The sequence below is a fragment of the Streptomyces soli genome (genome assembly GCF_003999195.1).
Classification (GTDB): Bacteria; Actinomycetota; Actinomycetes; order Streptomycetales; family Streptomycetaceae; genus Actinacidiphila; species Actinacidiphila soli.
Map to the genome: position 1 here is coordinate 15,074 of NZ_RJVR01000077.1, position 15,263 is coordinate 30,336.

9 protein-coding genes, 2 tRNA genes and 3 pseudogenes are annotated in these 15,263 nt (G+C 68.9%); 12 read left to right on the forward strand and 2 right to left on the reverse strand.

Translation table 11 applies throughout. The features are described 5' to 3' along the window. Positions 1–67 precede the first annotated feature (67 nt). From dnaA to EFK10_RS49605, 11 genes and pseudogenes are all read left to right on the forward strand, one after another. Positions 68–1,798 (forward strand): chromosomal replication initiator protein DnaA, encoded by a 1,731-nt coding sequence (gene dnaA, locus EFK10_RS06120; protein WP_127354736.1) that lies wholly within the window; start codon positions 68–70, stop codon positions 1,796–1,798. 825 nt (positions 1,799–2,623) lie between these two features. Next, on the forward strand, positions 2,624–3,754 hold the full coding sequence (gene dnaN / locus EFK10_RS06130) for a DNA polymerase III subunit beta (RefSeq protein ID WP_127354737.1): 1,131 nt from the start codon (positions 2,624–2,626) through the stop codon (positions 3,752–3,754). Between the two features lie 76 nt (positions 3,755–3,830). Continuing rightward, positions 3,831–4,718, forward strand: a pseudogene (gnd, locus tag EFK10_RS06135) (phosphogluconate dehydrogenase (NAD(+)-dependent, decarboxylating)); the annotation flags it as partial. 33 nt (positions 4,719–4,751) lie between these two features. Further along, positions 4,752–5,882, forward strand: coding sequence for a DNA replication/repair protein RecF (gene recF / locus EFK10_RS06140; RefSeq protein WP_127354739.1), 1,131 nt, complete (start codon positions 4,752–4,754; stop codon positions 5,880–5,882). Further along, positions 5,879–6,418, forward strand: coding sequence for a DUF721 domain-containing protein (locus EFK10_RS06145; protein ID WP_240677022.1), 540 nt, complete (start codon positions 5,879–5,881; stop codon positions 6,416–6,418). Before recF ends, EFK10_RS06145 begins: the two co-directional genes overlap by 4 nt. A gap of 223 nt (positions 6,419–6,641) precedes the next feature. After that, positions 6,642–8,678: a DNA topoisomerase (ATP-hydrolyzing) subunit B gene (gene gyrB / locus EFK10_RS06150; RefSeq protein ID WP_127354740.1), complete on the forward strand. Its 2,037-nt coding sequence runs from the start codon at positions 6,642–6,644 to the stop codon at positions 8,676–8,678. 46 nt (positions 8,679–8,724) lie between these two features. After that, complete coding sequence (gene gyrA / locus EFK10_RS06155; RefSeq protein WP_127354741.1) at positions 8,725–11,334, forward strand: DNA gyrase subunit A; 2,610 nt, start codon at positions 8,725–8,727, stop codon at positions 11,332–11,334. A gap of 3 nt (positions 11,335–11,337) precedes the next feature. Then, entirely contained in the window at positions 11,338–12,042 is a 705-nt protein-coding gene (locus tag EFK10_RS06160; RefSeq protein WP_127354742.1) for a DUF3566 domain-containing protein, read from the forward strand. A 58-nt stretch (positions 12,043–12,100) separates the two neighbouring features. Continuing rightward, positions 12,101–12,174, forward strand: a tRNA-Ile gene (locus tag EFK10_RS06165). Positions 12,175–12,336: 162 nt separating this feature from the next. Then, a complete protein-coding gene (locus EFK10_RS06170) occupies positions 12,337–12,477 on the forward strand; it encodes a DLW-39 family protein (protein ID WP_018559211.1) in 141 nt (46 codons plus the stop codon). A 284-nt stretch (positions 12,478–12,761) separates the two neighbouring features. Continuing rightward, positions 12,762–12,977 (forward strand): annotated as a pseudogene (locus tag EFK10_RS49605) (hypothetical protein); the annotation flags it as partial. Positions 12,978–13,438: 461 nt separating this feature from the next. Here the strand turns inward: EFK10_RS49605 and EFK10_RS06180 are convergent. Then, positions 13,439–14,421, reverse strand: a pseudogene (locus EFK10_RS06180) (serine/threonine-protein kinase); the annotation flags it as partial. Positions 14,422–14,467: 46 nt separating this feature from the next. Then, positions 14,468–15,016: a helix-turn-helix domain-containing protein gene (locus EFK10_RS06185; protein ID WP_127354743.1), complete on the reverse strand. Its 549-nt coding sequence runs from the start codon at positions 15,014–15,016 to the stop codon at positions 14,468–14,470. Positions 15,017–15,127: 111 nt separating this feature from the next. Here EFK10_RS06185 and EFK10_RS06190 point away from each other — a divergent pair. Continuing rightward, positions 15,128–15,200 (forward strand) — tRNA-Ala (locus EFK10_RS06190). Positions 15,201–15,263 lie beyond the last annotated feature (63 nt).

The window sequence follows — 15,263 nt, forward strand, 5'->3', positions numbered from 1 at the left end:
CGTCCCAAGAACCACACCTTCGTGGGATTTCATCGGCACCGAACCAGCGACCGAGAGAGCGTGCACTGTGGCTGACGTAACTGCCGATCTTGCCTCAGTGTGGCCAAGAGTCCTGCAGAAGATCCTGGTCGAGAGCGAGGACCTGAAGCCGAAGGACGCGGACTGGCTCAAGCGGACCCAGCCCCTGGCGTTGGTCGCGGGCACCGCAGTGCTTTCCGCCCCCAACGAGTTCGCCAAGAGCGTTCTCGAAGGACGGCTGCTCCCGCTGATCACCGAGGTGCTCAGCCATGAGTTCGGCCACCCCGTAGGCATCGCCATCGCCGTCGCCTCCGGCGCCGAGGCCGAAGCCGCCCCCCAGGAGCCCGCGCCGGAGTTCCCCGCCCAGTCCCAGGGCCCCGCGTACGGCGACGAGTACGGCGCCCCCGAACCTCCCCAGCCGTACGGCGGCCAGCACCGCCGCGAGTACGACGAGGCCTACGACCGCCCGACCGACGAGGGCCCGCGGATGCGCCGCGCCTACCCCGACGCCGGCCCCGGCGGCTGGCCGCCCCGCGAGCCCGGGCCCGACGCCTGGCAGCAGCAGCGCCCCGGCGGTCCCGGCGGCTATGGCGAGCGCGACCCGTACCTCTCGCCGCCGCAGCCCCGGTACGAGTCACATCTGCCGCAGCAGCACCAACCGCAACACCACCAGCCCCAGCACCAACCGCAGTCCCCGGTCCGGCACGCGCCGCCCGCCAAGGCCTCGGCCGGGCAGGGCCCCGCCGAGCCGACCGCACGGCTGAATCCGAAGTACCTCTTCGACACCTTCGTCATCGGGGCGTCCAACCGCTTCGCGCACGCGGCCGCCGTCGCGGTCGCCGAGGCGCCGGCCAAGGCGTACAACCCGCTGTTCATCTACGGCGAGTCCGGCCTCGGCAAGACGCACCTGCTGCACGCCATCGGGCACTACGCGCGCAGCCTCTACCCGGGCACCCGGGTGCGGTATGTGAGCTCCGAGGAGTTCACCAACGAGTTCATCAACTCCATCCGCGACGGCAAGGGCGACACCTTCCGCAAGCGCTACCGCGAGATGGACATCCTGCTGGTCGACGACATCCAGTTCCTGGCGAGCAAGGAGTCGACGCAGGAGGAGTTCTTCCACACCTTCAACACCCTGCACAACGCCAACAAGCAGATCGTGCTCTCCTCCGACCGGCCGCCCAAGCAGCTGGTCACCCTGGAGGACCGGCTCCGCAACCGCTTCGAGTGGGGCCTGATCACCGACGTCCAGCCGCCCGAGCTGGAGACCCGGATCGCGATCCTGCGCAAGAAAGCCGTGCAGGAGCAGCTCAACGCCCCGCCGGAGGTACTGGAGTTCATCGCCTCCCGGATCTCCCGCAACATCCGCGAGCTCGAGGGCGCCCTGATCCGGGTCACCGCCTTCGCCAGCCTCAACCGTCAGCCGGTGGACCTCCAGCTGACCGAGATCGTGCTGAAGGACCTGATCCCCGGCGGCGAGGACTCCCTGCCGGAGATCAGCGGGCCGGCGATCATGGCGGAGACCGCCTCGTACTTCGGCCTGGACGTCGAGGACCTCTCGGGGTCGTCCCGCAGCCGGGTCCTGGTCACCGCCCGGCAGATCGCGATGTACCTGTGCCGTGAGCTCACGGACCTGTCGCTGCCGAAGATCGGCGCGCTGTTCGGCGGCCGCGACCATACGACGGTGATGCACGCGGACCGGAAGATCCGCTCGCTGATGGCCGAGCGGCGCTCCATCTACAACCAGGTCACCGAGCTCACCAATCGCATCAAGAGCTGACGCGAGGCCGCCTCAGCAGCCGTACGACCACCACAGCGCCCCGGGAGCCAACTCCCGGGGCGCTGTTCGCTGTTCGAAGAATCGGCCGACCCGCGTCGACAGGAACGTCTCTCCACAATTCCGGGCCGCCGAGCCCGTCCACAGCCTGGGGATGCCCAAGTTGTCCCGATCCTGTCCACAGCGGGGACTCCGGCATACTCATGACTCCAGGTGGGAGGGCTGGGGATTTGTGGGCAACCCTCGTCCCCAGGCTGTGGACAGATCCACTGCCCACAGCGGCCGCTCGGAGTTGTCCACCGGCCGCCCACAGCCCAGGGCCGGTTGTCCCCAGCTTCTCCACAGCTCTGTCCACTGTTCGGCAACCAAACGCGCCCTCTCCCCGGTACGAGTGAAAGCCGTCACACCAAGGGGGTGGATTGGCCTGGGGAGAACCTGGGTATTCCTGGGGACAGTGCTGGGGAGAACCAGGCATGTCCTGTGCATCCCGTGTGCACAACTTTCGGTCGTCCACAGAACAGGCCGGTTGTCCACGGGCCCCACCCACAGGCGCAGTGGATAAAAAACCGGGCCTGACCAGGGCTGGAACCACTTATCCACGGTATCCACAACCCCTATTACTACGACTACCCATAGATCCCGGGAAACCTGCTTCGAAGTGGGTCCTGTGCACAACCGAGCCGCGGGCCGTCGGGCCCCGACCGACTTCGCTTGACCCAACCCGCACCGGTTGTCCGTGGCGGCTGTCAGACTGTTCTCCGGCAAGAGGGCCACGAGGGCCAAGCACAGTCGGCCACAGACAGCCAGCAACAGCAGGAGGCGGTTCCGGTGAAGATCCGGGTGGAGCGCGATGTACTCGCGGAGGCAGTGGCCTGGGCGGCCCGCAGTCTGCCGGCCCGTCCCCCGGTGCCGGTCCTCGCGGGGCTCCTGCTGAAGGCCGAGGACGGCAAGCTGAGCCTGTCCGGCTTCGACTACGAGGTCTCGGCCCGGGTCTCCGTGGAGGCCGACGTCGAGGAGGACGGCACCGTCCTGGTCTCCGGCCGGCTGCTCGCCGACATCTCCCGCGCACTTCCCAACAGGCCTGTGGAAATCTCCACCGACGGCGTCCGAGTCGTCGTGGTCTGCGGCAGCTCGCGATTCACACTCCACACCATGCCTGTGGACGAGTACCCGGCACTGCCCGCGATGCCCGTCGCCACCGGCACCGTCCCCGGCGAGGTCTTCGCCGCGGCCGCCGCCCAGGTGGCCATCGCCGCCGGACGCGACGACACCCTTCCGGTGCTCACCGGCGTTCGGATCGAGATCGAGGGCGACACCGTCACGCTGGCCTCGACCGACCGCTACCGCTTCGCGGTCCGCGAGTTCCTGTGGAAGCCGGAGCAGCCCGACATCTCCGCCGTCGCCCTGGTGCCCGCCAAGACGCTGCTGGACACCGCCAAGGCGCTCACCAACGGCGACACCGTGTCGATCGCCCTGGCAGGCTCCGGTGCCGGTGAGGGCCTCATCGGCTTCGAGGGCGCGGGCCGCCGCACCACCACCCGGCTCCTCGAGGGCGACCTGCCGAAGTACCGCACGCTGTTCCCGACCGAGTTCGCCTCGGTCGCGGTGATCGAGACGCCACCCTTCGTGGAGGCCGTCAAGCGCGTCGCGCTGGTCGCCGAGCGCAACACCCCGGTCCGGCTGAGCTTCGAGCAGGGTGTGCTCACCCTGGAGGCCGGTTCGAGCGATGATGCACAGGCTGTGGAGCGGGTCGACGCCAAGCTGGAGGGCGACGACATCTCGATCGCCTTCAACCCCCAATTCCTGCTGGACGGGCTCAGCGCGATCGACTCCCCGGTGGCCCAGTTGTCGTTCACCACCTCGACCAAGCCCGCGCTGCTGAGCGGCCGTCCGGCGATCGACGCCGAAGCTGACGAGGCGTATAAGTACCTGATCATGCCGGTCCGGCTTTCGGGCTGAGCCTGCCCGCTGAGCCTGCTGCGCCGGGGGTACACGCCCGACGTAGGCTCAACGTAGGTCAGGCAAGGCTTCGAACGAAGGATCAACGATGGAGCTCGGTCTCATCGGTCTCGGCAAGATGGGCGGCAACATGCGCCTGCGCATCCGTCAGGCCGGCCACACCGTCATCGGCTACGACCGCAACCCGGATCTCGCCGATGTCCACAGCCTCCAGGAGCTTGTGGACAAAATCGCCGCGCCGCGGGTCGTGTGGGTGATGGTCCCTGCCGGTGCCGCCACTCAGTCGACGGTCGACGAGCTCGCCGAGCTGCTCTCCCCCGGCGATGTCGTCGTCGACGGCGGCAACTCGCGCTGGACCGACGACGAGAAGCACGCCAAGGAGCTGGCCGCCAAGGGCATCGGCTTCGTCGACTGCGGTGTCTCCGGCGGCGTCTGGGGCCTGGAGAACGGCTACGCGCTGATGTACGGCGGCGAGCCCGAGGACGTCGCGAAGGTCCGGCCGATCCTCAACGCCCTGAAGCCCGCGGGCCCGTACGGCTCGGTCCACGCGGGCAAGGTCGGCGCCGGGCACTTCGCGAAGATGGTCCACAACGGCATCGAGTACGCGATGATGCAGGCGTACGCCGAGGGCTGGGAGCTGCTCGAGGCGGTGGACTCGGTCACCGACGTCCGCGAGATCTTCCGGTCCTGGCGCGAGGGCACGGTCATCCGTTCCTGGCTGCTGGACCTGGCGGTCAACGCGCTGGACGAGGACGAGCACCTGGCCGGGCTCAAGGGCTACGCGGAGGACTCCGGCGAGGGCCGCTGGACGGTGGAGGCGGCGATCGACAAGGCGGTGCCGCTGCCGGCCATCACCGCCTCGCTGTTCGCCCGGTTCGCCTCCCGCCAGGAGGACTCGCCGCAGATGAAGATGGTCGCCGCCCTGCGCAACCAGTTCGGCGGCCACGCGGTCGAGAGCAATTAACAGCGCGCAAGGGAAGGAGGCCGGCGCACAGCCATGCACGTCGCGCATCTGTCGCTCGCCGACTTCCGCTCCTACGCCCGGGTCGAGGTACCGCTCGATCCGGGCGTGACGGCCTTCGTGGGGCCGAACGGCCAGGGCAAGACCAATCTGGTCGAGGCGGTCGGCTACCTGGCGACCCTCGGCAGCCACCGGGTCGCCAGTGACGCCCCGCTGGTACGGATGGGCGCGGACCGGGCGATCGTGCGGGCGGCGGTCGTCCAGGGCGACCGGCAGCAGCTGGTCGAGCTGGAGATCAACCCGGGCAAGTCGAACCGCGCCCGGATCAACCGCTCGTCGCAGGTGCGGCCGCGCGACGTCCTCGGCATAGTCCGCAGCGTCCTGTTCGCCCCCGAGGACCTGGCCCTGGTCAAGGGCGATCCCAGTGAGCGCCGCCGCTTCCTGGACGAGCTGCTCACCGCCCGCGCCCCGCGGCTCGCGGGCGTCCGAAGCGACTACGAGCGCGTCCTGAAGCAGCGCAATACCCTGCTCAAGTCCGCCGCGATGGCCCGCCGCCACGGCGGCCGCGGCGGCGACCTCACCACCCTGGACGTGTGGGACCAGCACCTGGCCCGGGTCGGCGCCGAGCTGCTGGCCTACCGGCTGGACCTCGTCCACGCCCTCCAGCCGCTGGCCGACAAGGCGTACGAGCAGCTGGCACCCGGTGGCGGCCCGCTCGCGCTGGAGTACCGGAGTTCGATCGGCGAACGGATCGCCGTGGCCTCCGGCCGCGAGGAGCTCTTCGCAGCCCTCATGGAGGCCCTGGGCGAATCCCGCAAGCAGGAGATCGAGCGCGGCGTGACCCTCGTCGGCCCGCACCGCGACGACCTGGTCCTCAAGCTGGGGCAGCTGCCCGCGAAGGGTTACGCGAGCCACGGCGAGTCCTGGTCGTACGCGCTCGCGCTGCGCCTGGCCTCGTACGACCTGCTGCGCGCCGACGGCAACGAGCCGGTGCTGGTCCTGGACGACGTCTTCGCCGAGCTGGACGAGAAGAGGCGCAAGCGGCTGGCGGAGCTGGTGGCGCCCGGCGAGCAGGTGCTGGTGACGGCGGCGGTGGACGACGACGTACCGGACGTGCTGGTGGGCGCACGCTACGTGGTGGAGGACGGGACGGTGGAGCGGGCGTGAGCGACGACGAGATCCCGGTCCCCGCGCAGACCGCCGCCGAGCCGTCCGGGGTGGACCTGGCTCGGGTGGCGCTGCGCGCGGCCAAGGAGCAGGCGCGGGCGCGCGGGGCGGCGGCGCAGCAGAAGAAGCAGGCCAGGCGCGGTGGCCTGCGCAGTGGCGCGCGGGCGGACGGCCGGGACCCGCTGCCGCTGGGCGCGGCGATCAACCGTCTGATCACCGAGCGGGGCTGGGAGGCCCCTGCGGCGGTGGGCGGCGTGATGGGGCGCTGGCCGCAGCTGGTCGGCGACGACATCGCGCTGCACTGCGAGCCGCAGAAGTACGACGAGGAAGCCCGCGTACTCACCGTGCAGTGCGATTCCACGGCCTGGGCGACGCAGCTGCGGCTGCTCGCGCCGACCCTCGTGGCCAGGCTGAACGCCGATCTGGGCCATGGCACGGTCAAAGTGATCAAGGTGCTGGGCCCCGCCGGACCCCCGCGCTCCTACGGTCGGCTCCGGGCACCGGGCAGTCGTGGTCCGGGCGATACCTATGGGTAGCCGGGGGTTGACAGCCCGAAGCCCTGTGCGCCCGCGTGAGCCCTTTTTGGACCGGGGCCGCGTGTAGGGAGTCGGCTGGAGGCGCTTCAGGACGGCACATGGGAACTCAGGTACCGGCAAAGCCCCATCTATGTCGGCGCTACCGGTAGACTGGTGGCTACACCGCCCACTCGCGGATCAAGTCGAACGACGCAGCCGCCCCCGCCGCAGCGGGAGACGGCTCGTGCTGTGCCAGAAAGGGCGCTTCGTGGCCGATTCCGGCAACCCCAACGAGATCAATAAGTCCACAGCAGCCGGTTCAGGCGTGCCGTCCAACGGCTCGTCCTACGACGCAAGCCAGATCACGGTCCTCGAGGGCCTTGACGCGGTGCGCAAGCGTCCCGGTATGTACATCGGCTCGACGGGCGAGCGTGGTCTGCATCACCTTGTGTACGAGGTGGTCGACAACTCCGTCGACGAGGCGCTGGCAGGGCATGCGGACACCATCGATGTGACGATCCTCGCAGACGGTGGCGTGCGCGTCATCGACAACGGTCGTGGTATCCCGGTGGACATCGTCCCCTCCGAGGGGAAGCCGGCCGTCGAGGTCGTGCTCACCGTGCTGCACGCGGGCGGCAAGTTCGGCGGCGGCGGCTACGCCGTCTCCGGTGGTCTGCACGGCGTGGGTGTGTCGGTCGTCAACGCCCTGTCGTCGAGGGTGTCGGTCGAGGTCCGGCGTGAGGGCTACCGCTGGACCCAGGACTACAAGCTGGGTGTGCCGACAGCTCCGCTGACCAAGAACGAGCCGACGTCGGAGACCGGCACCACGGTGACGTTCTGGGCGGACCCGGACATCTTCGAGACCACGGAGTACTCCTTCGAGACGCTCTCGCGGCGCTTCCAGGAGATGGCGTTCCTCAACAAGGGACTGACCATCTCGCTGACGGACGAGCGCCCTGAGCACGTCGAGGAGGACGGCGAGCCCCTGTCGGTCACGTACCACTACGAGGGCGGCATCGTCGACTTCGTGAAGTACCTGAACTCGCGCAAGGGTGAGGTCATCCACCCCACGGTCATCGACATCGAGGCCGAGGACAAGGAGCGGATGCTCTCCCTCGAGGTCGCGATGCAGTGGAACACCCAGTACAGCGAGGGTGTCTACAGCTTCGCGAACACCATCCACACCCACGAGGGCGGCACCCACGAGGAGGGCTTCCGCGCGGCGCTGACCGGTCTGGTCAACCGCTACGCGCGCGAGAAGAAGCTGCTCCGCGAGAAGGACGACAACCTCACCGGAGAGGACATCCGCGAGGGTCTGACGGCGATCATCTCCGTCAAGCTCGGTGAGCCGCAGTTCGAGGGCCAGACCAAGACCAAGCTGGGCAACACCGAGGCGAAGACCTTCGTGCAGAAGGTCGTGCACGAGCACCTCACCGATTGGCTGGACCGCAATCCGAACGAGGCCGCGGACATCATCCGCAAGTCGATCCAGGCGGCCACCGCCCGGGTCGCGGCCCGCAAGGCGCGTGACCTGACCCGTCGCAAGGGGCTGCTGGAGACGGCGTCGCTGCCGGGCAAGCTGAGCGACTGCCAGTCCAACGACCCGTCCAAGTGCGAGATCTTCATCGTCGAGGGTGACTCGGCCGGCGGCTCGGCGAAGGCCGGCCGTAATCCGCAGTACCAGGCGATCCTCCCGATCCGCGGCAAGATCCTCAACGTGGAGAAGGCGCGGATCGACAAGATCCTGCAGAACACCGAGATCCAGGCGCTGATCTCGGCCTTCGGTACCGGTGTGCACGAGGACTTCGACATCTCGAAGCTCCGGTATCACAAGATCATCCTCATGGCCGACGCCGACGTCGACGGCCAGCACATCAGCACTCTGCTGCTGACGTTCCTGTTCCGCTTCATGCGTCCCCTGGTCGAGGCCGGGCACGTGTATCTGTCGCGTCCCCCGCTGTACAAGATCAAGTGGGGCCGGGACGACTTCGAGTACGCGTACTCCGACTCCGAGCGCGACGCCCTGATCGAGCTGGGACGCCAGCAGGGCAAGCGCGTCCGGGAGGACTCGATCCAGCGCTTCAAGGGTCTTGGCGAGATGAACGCCGAGGAGCTGCGGGTCACCACCATGGACGTCGACCACCGTGTGCTCGGCCAGGTGACCCTGGACGACGCGGCGCTCGCCGACGACCTGTTCTCGGTGCTGATGGGTGAGGACGTCGAGGCCCGGCGCTCCTTCATCCAGCGCAACGCCAAGGATGTCCGCTTCCTCGACATCTGAGTCGGCCCGTATCAGCAGCCGCAGCTCGAAAGGATTTTGACCAGCAATGGCCGACGACACCACGCCAAGCACTCCAGCACTGCCCGAAGGCGCCGCCGTGGGCGACGACGTACTCCGCATCGAGCCGGTCGGCCTCGAGACGGAGATGCAGCGCAGTTACCTCGACTACGCGATGTCCGTCATCGTCTCGCGCGCACTGCCCGACGTCCGCGACGGCCTCAAGCCGGTGCACCGCCGCGTCCTGTACGCGATGTACGACGGCGGTTACCGGCCCGAGAAGGGGTTCTACAAGTGCGCCCGCGTCGTCGGCGACGTCATGGGTACGTACCACCCGCACGGCGACTCCTCGATCTACGACGCTCTCGTACGCCTCGCACAGCCGTGGTCGATGCGCATGCCGCTGGTGGACTCCAACGGCAACTTCGGCTCTCCGGGCAACGACCCGGCCGCGGCCATGCGCTACACCGAGTGCAAGATGATGCCGCTGTCCATGGAGATGGTCCGGGACATCGACGAGGACACCGTCGACTTCAAGGACAACTACGACGGCCGCAACCAGGAGCCGACGGTCCTCCCGGCGCGCTTCCCGAACCTGCTGATCAACGGCTCGGCCGGCATCGCGGTCGGCATGGCCACCAACATCCCGCCGCACAACCTGCGCGAGGTCGCCGACGGCGCCCAGTGGTTCCTGGCGAACCCGGAGGCGACGCCGGAGGAGCTGCTCGACGCGCTTCTGGAGCGCATCAAGGGCCCGGACTTCCCGTCCGGCGCGCTGGTGGTGGGCCGCAAGGGCATCGAGGACGCGTACCGCACCGGGCGCGGCTCGATCACGATGCGCGCGGTCGTGGAGGTCGAGGAGATCCAGGGTCGGCAGTGCCTGGTGGTCACCGAGTTGCCGTACCAGACCAACCCCGACAACCTCGCGCAGAAGATCGCCGACCTGGTGAAGGACGGCCGTGTCGGCGGCATCGCCGACGTGCGCGACGAGACGTCCAGCCGCACCGGCCAGCGCCTGGTGGTCGTGCTCAAGCGCGACGCCGTCGCCAAGGTCGTGCTGAACAACCTCTACAAGCACACCGACCTGCAGTCCAACTTCGGCGCCAACATGCTGGCGCTGGTCGACGGCGTGCCGCGCACGCTCTCCATCGACCAGTTCATCCGCCACTGGGTGACCCACCAGGTCGAGGTCATCGTCCGGCGGACCCGCTTCCGGCTCCGTAAGGCCGAGGAGCGGGCGCACATCCTGCGCGGTCTGCTCAAGGCACTGGACGCCATCGATGAGGTCATCGCGCTGATCCGGCGCAGCGACACCGTCGAGATCGCGCGCGAGGGCCTGATGGGCCTGCTCACGATCGACGAGATCCAGGCGAACGCGATCCTGGAGATGCAGCTACGCCGACTGGCCGCCCTGGAGCGGCAGAAGATCGTCGCCGAGCACGACGAGCTGCAGGCGAAGATCAACGAGTACAACGCGATCCTGGCCTCGCCGGAGAAGCAGCGCTCGATCATCAGTGAAGAGCTGACCGCGATCGTCGACAAGTTCGGCGACGACCGGCGCAGCAAGCTGGTGCCCTTCGACGGCGACATGTCCATGGAGGACCTGATCGCCGAGGAGGACATCGTCGTCACCATCACGCGTGGCGGCTATGTGAAGCGTACGAAGACCGAGGACTACCGGTCGCAGAAGCGCGGCGGCAAGGGCGTGCGCGGCACGAAGCTGAAGCAGGACGACATCGTCGACCACTTCTTCGTCTCCACCACGCACCACTGGCTGCTTTTCTTCACCAACAAGGGCCGCGTCTACCGGGCCAAGGCATACGAGTTGCCGGACGCCGGCCGCGAGGCGCGCGGCCAGCACGTGGCCAACCTGCTGGCCTTCCAGCCGGACGAGCGGATCGCGCAGATCCTGGCGATCCGCGACTACGAGGCCGCGCCGTATCTGGTGCTCGCCACGAAGTCCGGCCTGGTGAAGAAGACCCCGCTCAAGGACTACGACTCCCCCCGCTCGGGCGGTGTCATCGCGATCAACCTGCGCGAGACGGACTCGGGAGCCGAGGACGAACTCATCGGCGCTGAGTTGGTGTCGGCCGATGACGATCTGCTGCTGGTGTCGCGGAAGGCGCAGTCCATCCGGTTCACAGCTACGGATGAGAGTCTGCGCCCTATGGGACGTGCGACATCCGGTGTGAAGGGCATGTCCTTCCGCGAAGGTGACGAACTTCTCTCGATGAATGTCGTGCGCCCAGGTACGTTCGTTTTCACCGCTACGGACGGCGGGTACGCGAAGCGCACCAATGTGGACGAGTACCGGGTCCAGGGGCGTGGCGGGCTCGGCATCAAGGCGGCGAAGATCGTCGAGGATCGCGGCTCGCTGGTCGGGGCGCTGGTGGTGGAGGAGACGGATGAAATCCTCGCCATCACCCTCAGCGGTGGTGTGATCCGTACGCGGGTCAATGAAGTGCGTGAAACCGGACGTGACACCATGGGCGTCCAACTGATCAACCTCGGTAAGCGGGATGCGGTTGTGGGCATCGCGCGCAACGCCGAGGCGGGGGCGGAGGCCGAGGAGGTCGTCGCCGCCGATGAGGTCGAAGAGGTCGAAGGTGCCGAGGGCGTCGCGGAAGCGCAGCCCGCGGCCGCCGAATCAGAGGAGTAAGCCGTGAGTGGAGCCACGGGTGCCGCGGGCGGGACGGGCGCCGAGGGAGCGCAGCCACTACCAGCTGCCCTGCCCGAAGCGCCCGGCGGCGCCCCTGGCTCACCCACGGGCAACGGCCCGCAGCAGGGGGGAAACACCGTGACCGATACCCGTCCGCCGCACCACCACGCGGTACGGCAGCAGCAGCCCTACGGCGGCGGGGTCCCGGCCCCGCCGCCGGACCTGCCCGCACAACCGGCACAGCCGGTACAGTCTCCGCAGGCCTACGTCCCGCCGTCCGGTACCCCGGAGACAGCGGGCGTGCGCCGGCCGCGCCCCGCGGCCCGTACGGTCCCGCGCACCCGCAAGGCACGGCTGCGGGTTGCCAAGGCCGATCCCTGGTCCGTGATGAAGGTCAGCTTCCTGCTCTCCATCGCGCTGGGCGTCTGCAGCGTCGTGGCTGTCGTTGTCCTGTGGATGGTCCTGGACACCCTCGGGGTCTTCTCCACCGTCGGCGGCACCATCAGCCAGGCCACCGACTCCGGCACCGGCGGCGGCTTCGACCTGCAGTCCTTCCTCTCCCTGTCGAACGTGCTGACCTTCACCTCGATCATCGCGGTCATCGACGTCGTCCTGGCCACGGCGCTGGCCACCCTGGGGTCGTTCATCTACAACCTCTCCGCGGGCATGGTGGGCGGCATCGAGCTGACTCTGGCGGAGGACGAGTAGGCCGCCGATACCGATTTTGGGACATGGGCCCGGGTGCGCTAATCTTTCAACGCAGCGCGGGGCTATAGCTCAGACGGTTAGAGCGCTTCCCTGATAAGGAAGAGGCCACAGGTTCAAGTCCTGTTAGCCCCACAGGTGGATGAAACGGCCCGTACGGATCAAGATTCGTACGGGCCGTTTCCTTATGGCGGCCGCATAGGTTGGGCGGGTAGCAGGTCACCGTTCGATATCGACCGGTGTGTATAGTCGGGCCCGTCGGAGGACCCCCAACGCCAAGAAGGAAGAGGTCGCGCGGTGAAGAAGTTTCTCCTGGTCGCACTGGCCGCCATCGGCGGTCTCCTCGTGTACCGCCAGATCCAGGCGGACCGCGCCGAGCAGGACCTGTGGACGGAGGCGACCGATTCCGTTCCGGCAGGTTCCGGTGCGAGCGTCTGATACGCCAGGTTTTTTCGGGAAGCCCCGGCCGCATGGCGGCCGGGGCTTCGCTGTTGCCGGACCGTGACGGCCCACGACTTGAGTTTGCTGCCGCAAATCAATAGCTTCGCAGCAGCAAATGCGACGCGAGGGGGAAGCGGCACATGCGTGAACGATGGGCCCTGATCGGCGGGCTGCTGCTGGCGGTGGTGGCCGGGGCGGTGGTCCCGGCCCAGGCGGCGGGCGCCTCCCAGGACAGCCTGATCATGGTGCTCGACTCCTCCGGCTCGATGGCGGGCGAGCGCATGGCGGCCGCCAAGAAGGCCGTCGACGAGGTGGTCGACACCCTGCCGGACGGCTATCCCACGGGGCTGCGCGTCTACGGCGCCGGCAAGACGCACGGCTGCGACGACACGTCGCTCGTGGAGCCCGTACAGCCGCTGGACCGGGCCGCGATGAAGAGCGCGGTGGCGGCGGTCGAGCCCAAGGGCGACACCCCCATCGGGCTCTCGCTGCGCAAGGCCGCCGGGGATCTGCCGGAGAGCGGCCGGGGGACGGTCCTGCTGGTGTCGGACGGGGAGGACACCTGCGGGGACCCGGCGCCCTGCGAGGTCGCGAAGCACTCGCGGACTCCGCCGGCCAGGGGGTCGGCCTGCGGATCGACGAGCTGCTGCCTGGTCAGACCCGCTTCTACAAGGTGCGGGTTGGCGGCGACGCTGGGCACCGGGGTCTACAAAGACGAGGTCGAGCCCGGCGAGACGCTCTTCTACCAGGTGCGGGTCGGCTGGGGGCAGCAGCTCTTCGCCACCGCCGAGTTGGGCAACGCCAAGGTGACGGGCAGCGGCGGCTTCGCCGGCAGCGGCGTACAGATGGACCTCTACAACACCGCGCGAGGCTCGGTCGACAACAACTCGGTGTCCTACAGCGGTGAGCAGGCCTCCGTCGCGCTGGGCACGTCCCCGGCCCGGTATACCAACCGCTTCGGGGGCGTCGGCGGGGTGGCGAGGCGCTCGGGGACGGGCAGCGGCGGGGCGAGGTGGAAGCTGCCGGTCGTCTCGGAGGAGGGCACGGGATCCGCCGCCGGCTTGGCCATGGGTCCTGCCGGGCCGAAGCCCTCGGGCAGCGGGCCGATCTGGTCGAAGACCTCGACCGGCTCCTCGTCGATCCCCGGCTCCGGCAGCAGCTCCTGGGCCGCCGCGAGCGCCTTGCGTGCCCCCGTCGCCGTACGGAACCGGGCCTCTGGCTCCGGCTGCAGCAGCGCGCCGATCACCTGCCACAGGGGATCGGGCACGCCCACCGGCGCCCTCGGTGTGCCGTGCTCGTACATCGCGAAGATCGCCTGCTGGTCCGGCTTCTTCCCGCTGAGCAGATACAGCGCGACCAGCCCGGCCGCGACAGGTCGGCCGGGAAGTCCGGCTCGGCGCCCAGCATCTGCTCCGGCGCGAAGTAACCGGGCGTGCCGACCAGGTAGTTGGTCTCGGTGAGCCGGGGCTCGCCCTTGCGCATGGCGATGCCGAAGTCCGACAGGCGCAGGTGCGGCTGCCCGGTGCCGGTGGCCTCCAGGAGGATGTTCGCGGGCTTGATGTCGCGGTGCACCACGCCCTCGGCGTGCACGGCCGTCAGCCCGGACAGCAACTGGTCGAGGAGCAGGCACACATAGCGCGGCGGCAGCGGCCCGTAGTCCCCGATGACGTGCGACAGCGAGCCGCCGCGCACCAGGTCCATGGTGAACAGCACCTTGTCGTCGTCGGCCGCCCAGCTGGCCGGGGCCAGGACATGCGGGTGGTCGATGCGCATCGCCTGCTCGCGTACGAAGCGGAGCAGGGAGTGGGCGTCGCTCTGCAGCAGCACCTTCGCCGCGACATACCGCCCGCGCCGCCGGTCCCAGGCGCGCCACACCGCGCCCGCCCCGCCTCGCCCGATCGGGTCCACCAGCTCGTACCGGCCCGCGAAGACCTCACCCATGGCCTGCGTCCGCCCCCTGCTCCGTGCCTCGGTCGTACCCAGTCGCTCAGTCCTGGTGCGCCTCGAAGTGACTCACCGCGTCATCGGTGCGCCCGGCTCCGTACACACGGAGGAACTCTGCCAGTTGAGGGTGGTCCGGGGCGAGGGAGTCGGCGGCTTGTGTGATCTCCTCGGCGGACGCGACCGACCGCAGCAGCGACTGGATCTCCCGTACGACCCGACGCGCGAGCGGCGGCCGCTCACCGGAGGAGGTGCTGTGCCCGGGGGCGAGCAGCGACGACCCCTCCGACTGCCGGATCTCCGCCATCCGCGCCGCCGCCTGCACGGAGGGCAGGGACCCGTCCGCGACCTGCCCGGCCAGTTCCTGGAGCGCCTGCAGCCGCTGCGCCACCGCCGGGTTGCCGATCTTCGCCCGCTGCCCGCTCATCAGCTGCGACAGCATCGGCGCCGACAGCCCGAGCACCCCCGCCAGCCGTGACTGGTTGAGCCCCAGGTCGCCGATCAGCCGCCGGAACAGATCCCCCAGCGGCTCCCCGTACCAGCCCCGCTGCAGCTCCTGCGCGCGCATGGTGGCGTCCTGCGGCGATGTGTCCATGCACGCTCCTGGGAGACTCATCTTTGCGGCTGCGAATCTTGCAAACCATCCTACGGACCCCGATACTCGGTCGGTGATCGCCGCCGCAACCGGTACCCTGGTCTGCGGCACGGGGCCTTAGCTCAGTTGGTAGAGCGCTGTCTTTGCATGGCAGATGTCAGGGGTTCGACTCCCCTAGGCTCCACGGGATCTCATCAGCGCGGGACCGCTTCGGCGGCCCGCGCTGATCTGCATCCGTCCGACTGCG

What these genes read in the sequence shown, in the direction of transcription:
- gyrA (WP_127354741.1), top strand. Translation starts at nt 8,725, where the DNA reads ATGGCCGACGACACCACGCCAAGCACTCCAGCACTGCCCGAAGGCGCC.
- recF (WP_127354739.1), top strand. Translation starts at nt 4,752, where the DNA reads ATGCACGTCGCGCATCTGTCGCTCGCCGACTTCCGCTCCTACGCCCGG.
- EFK10_RS06185 (WP_127354743.1), bottom strand. Translation starts at nt 15,016, where the DNA reads ATGGACACATCGCCGCAGGACGCCACCATGCGCGCGCAGGAGCTGCAG.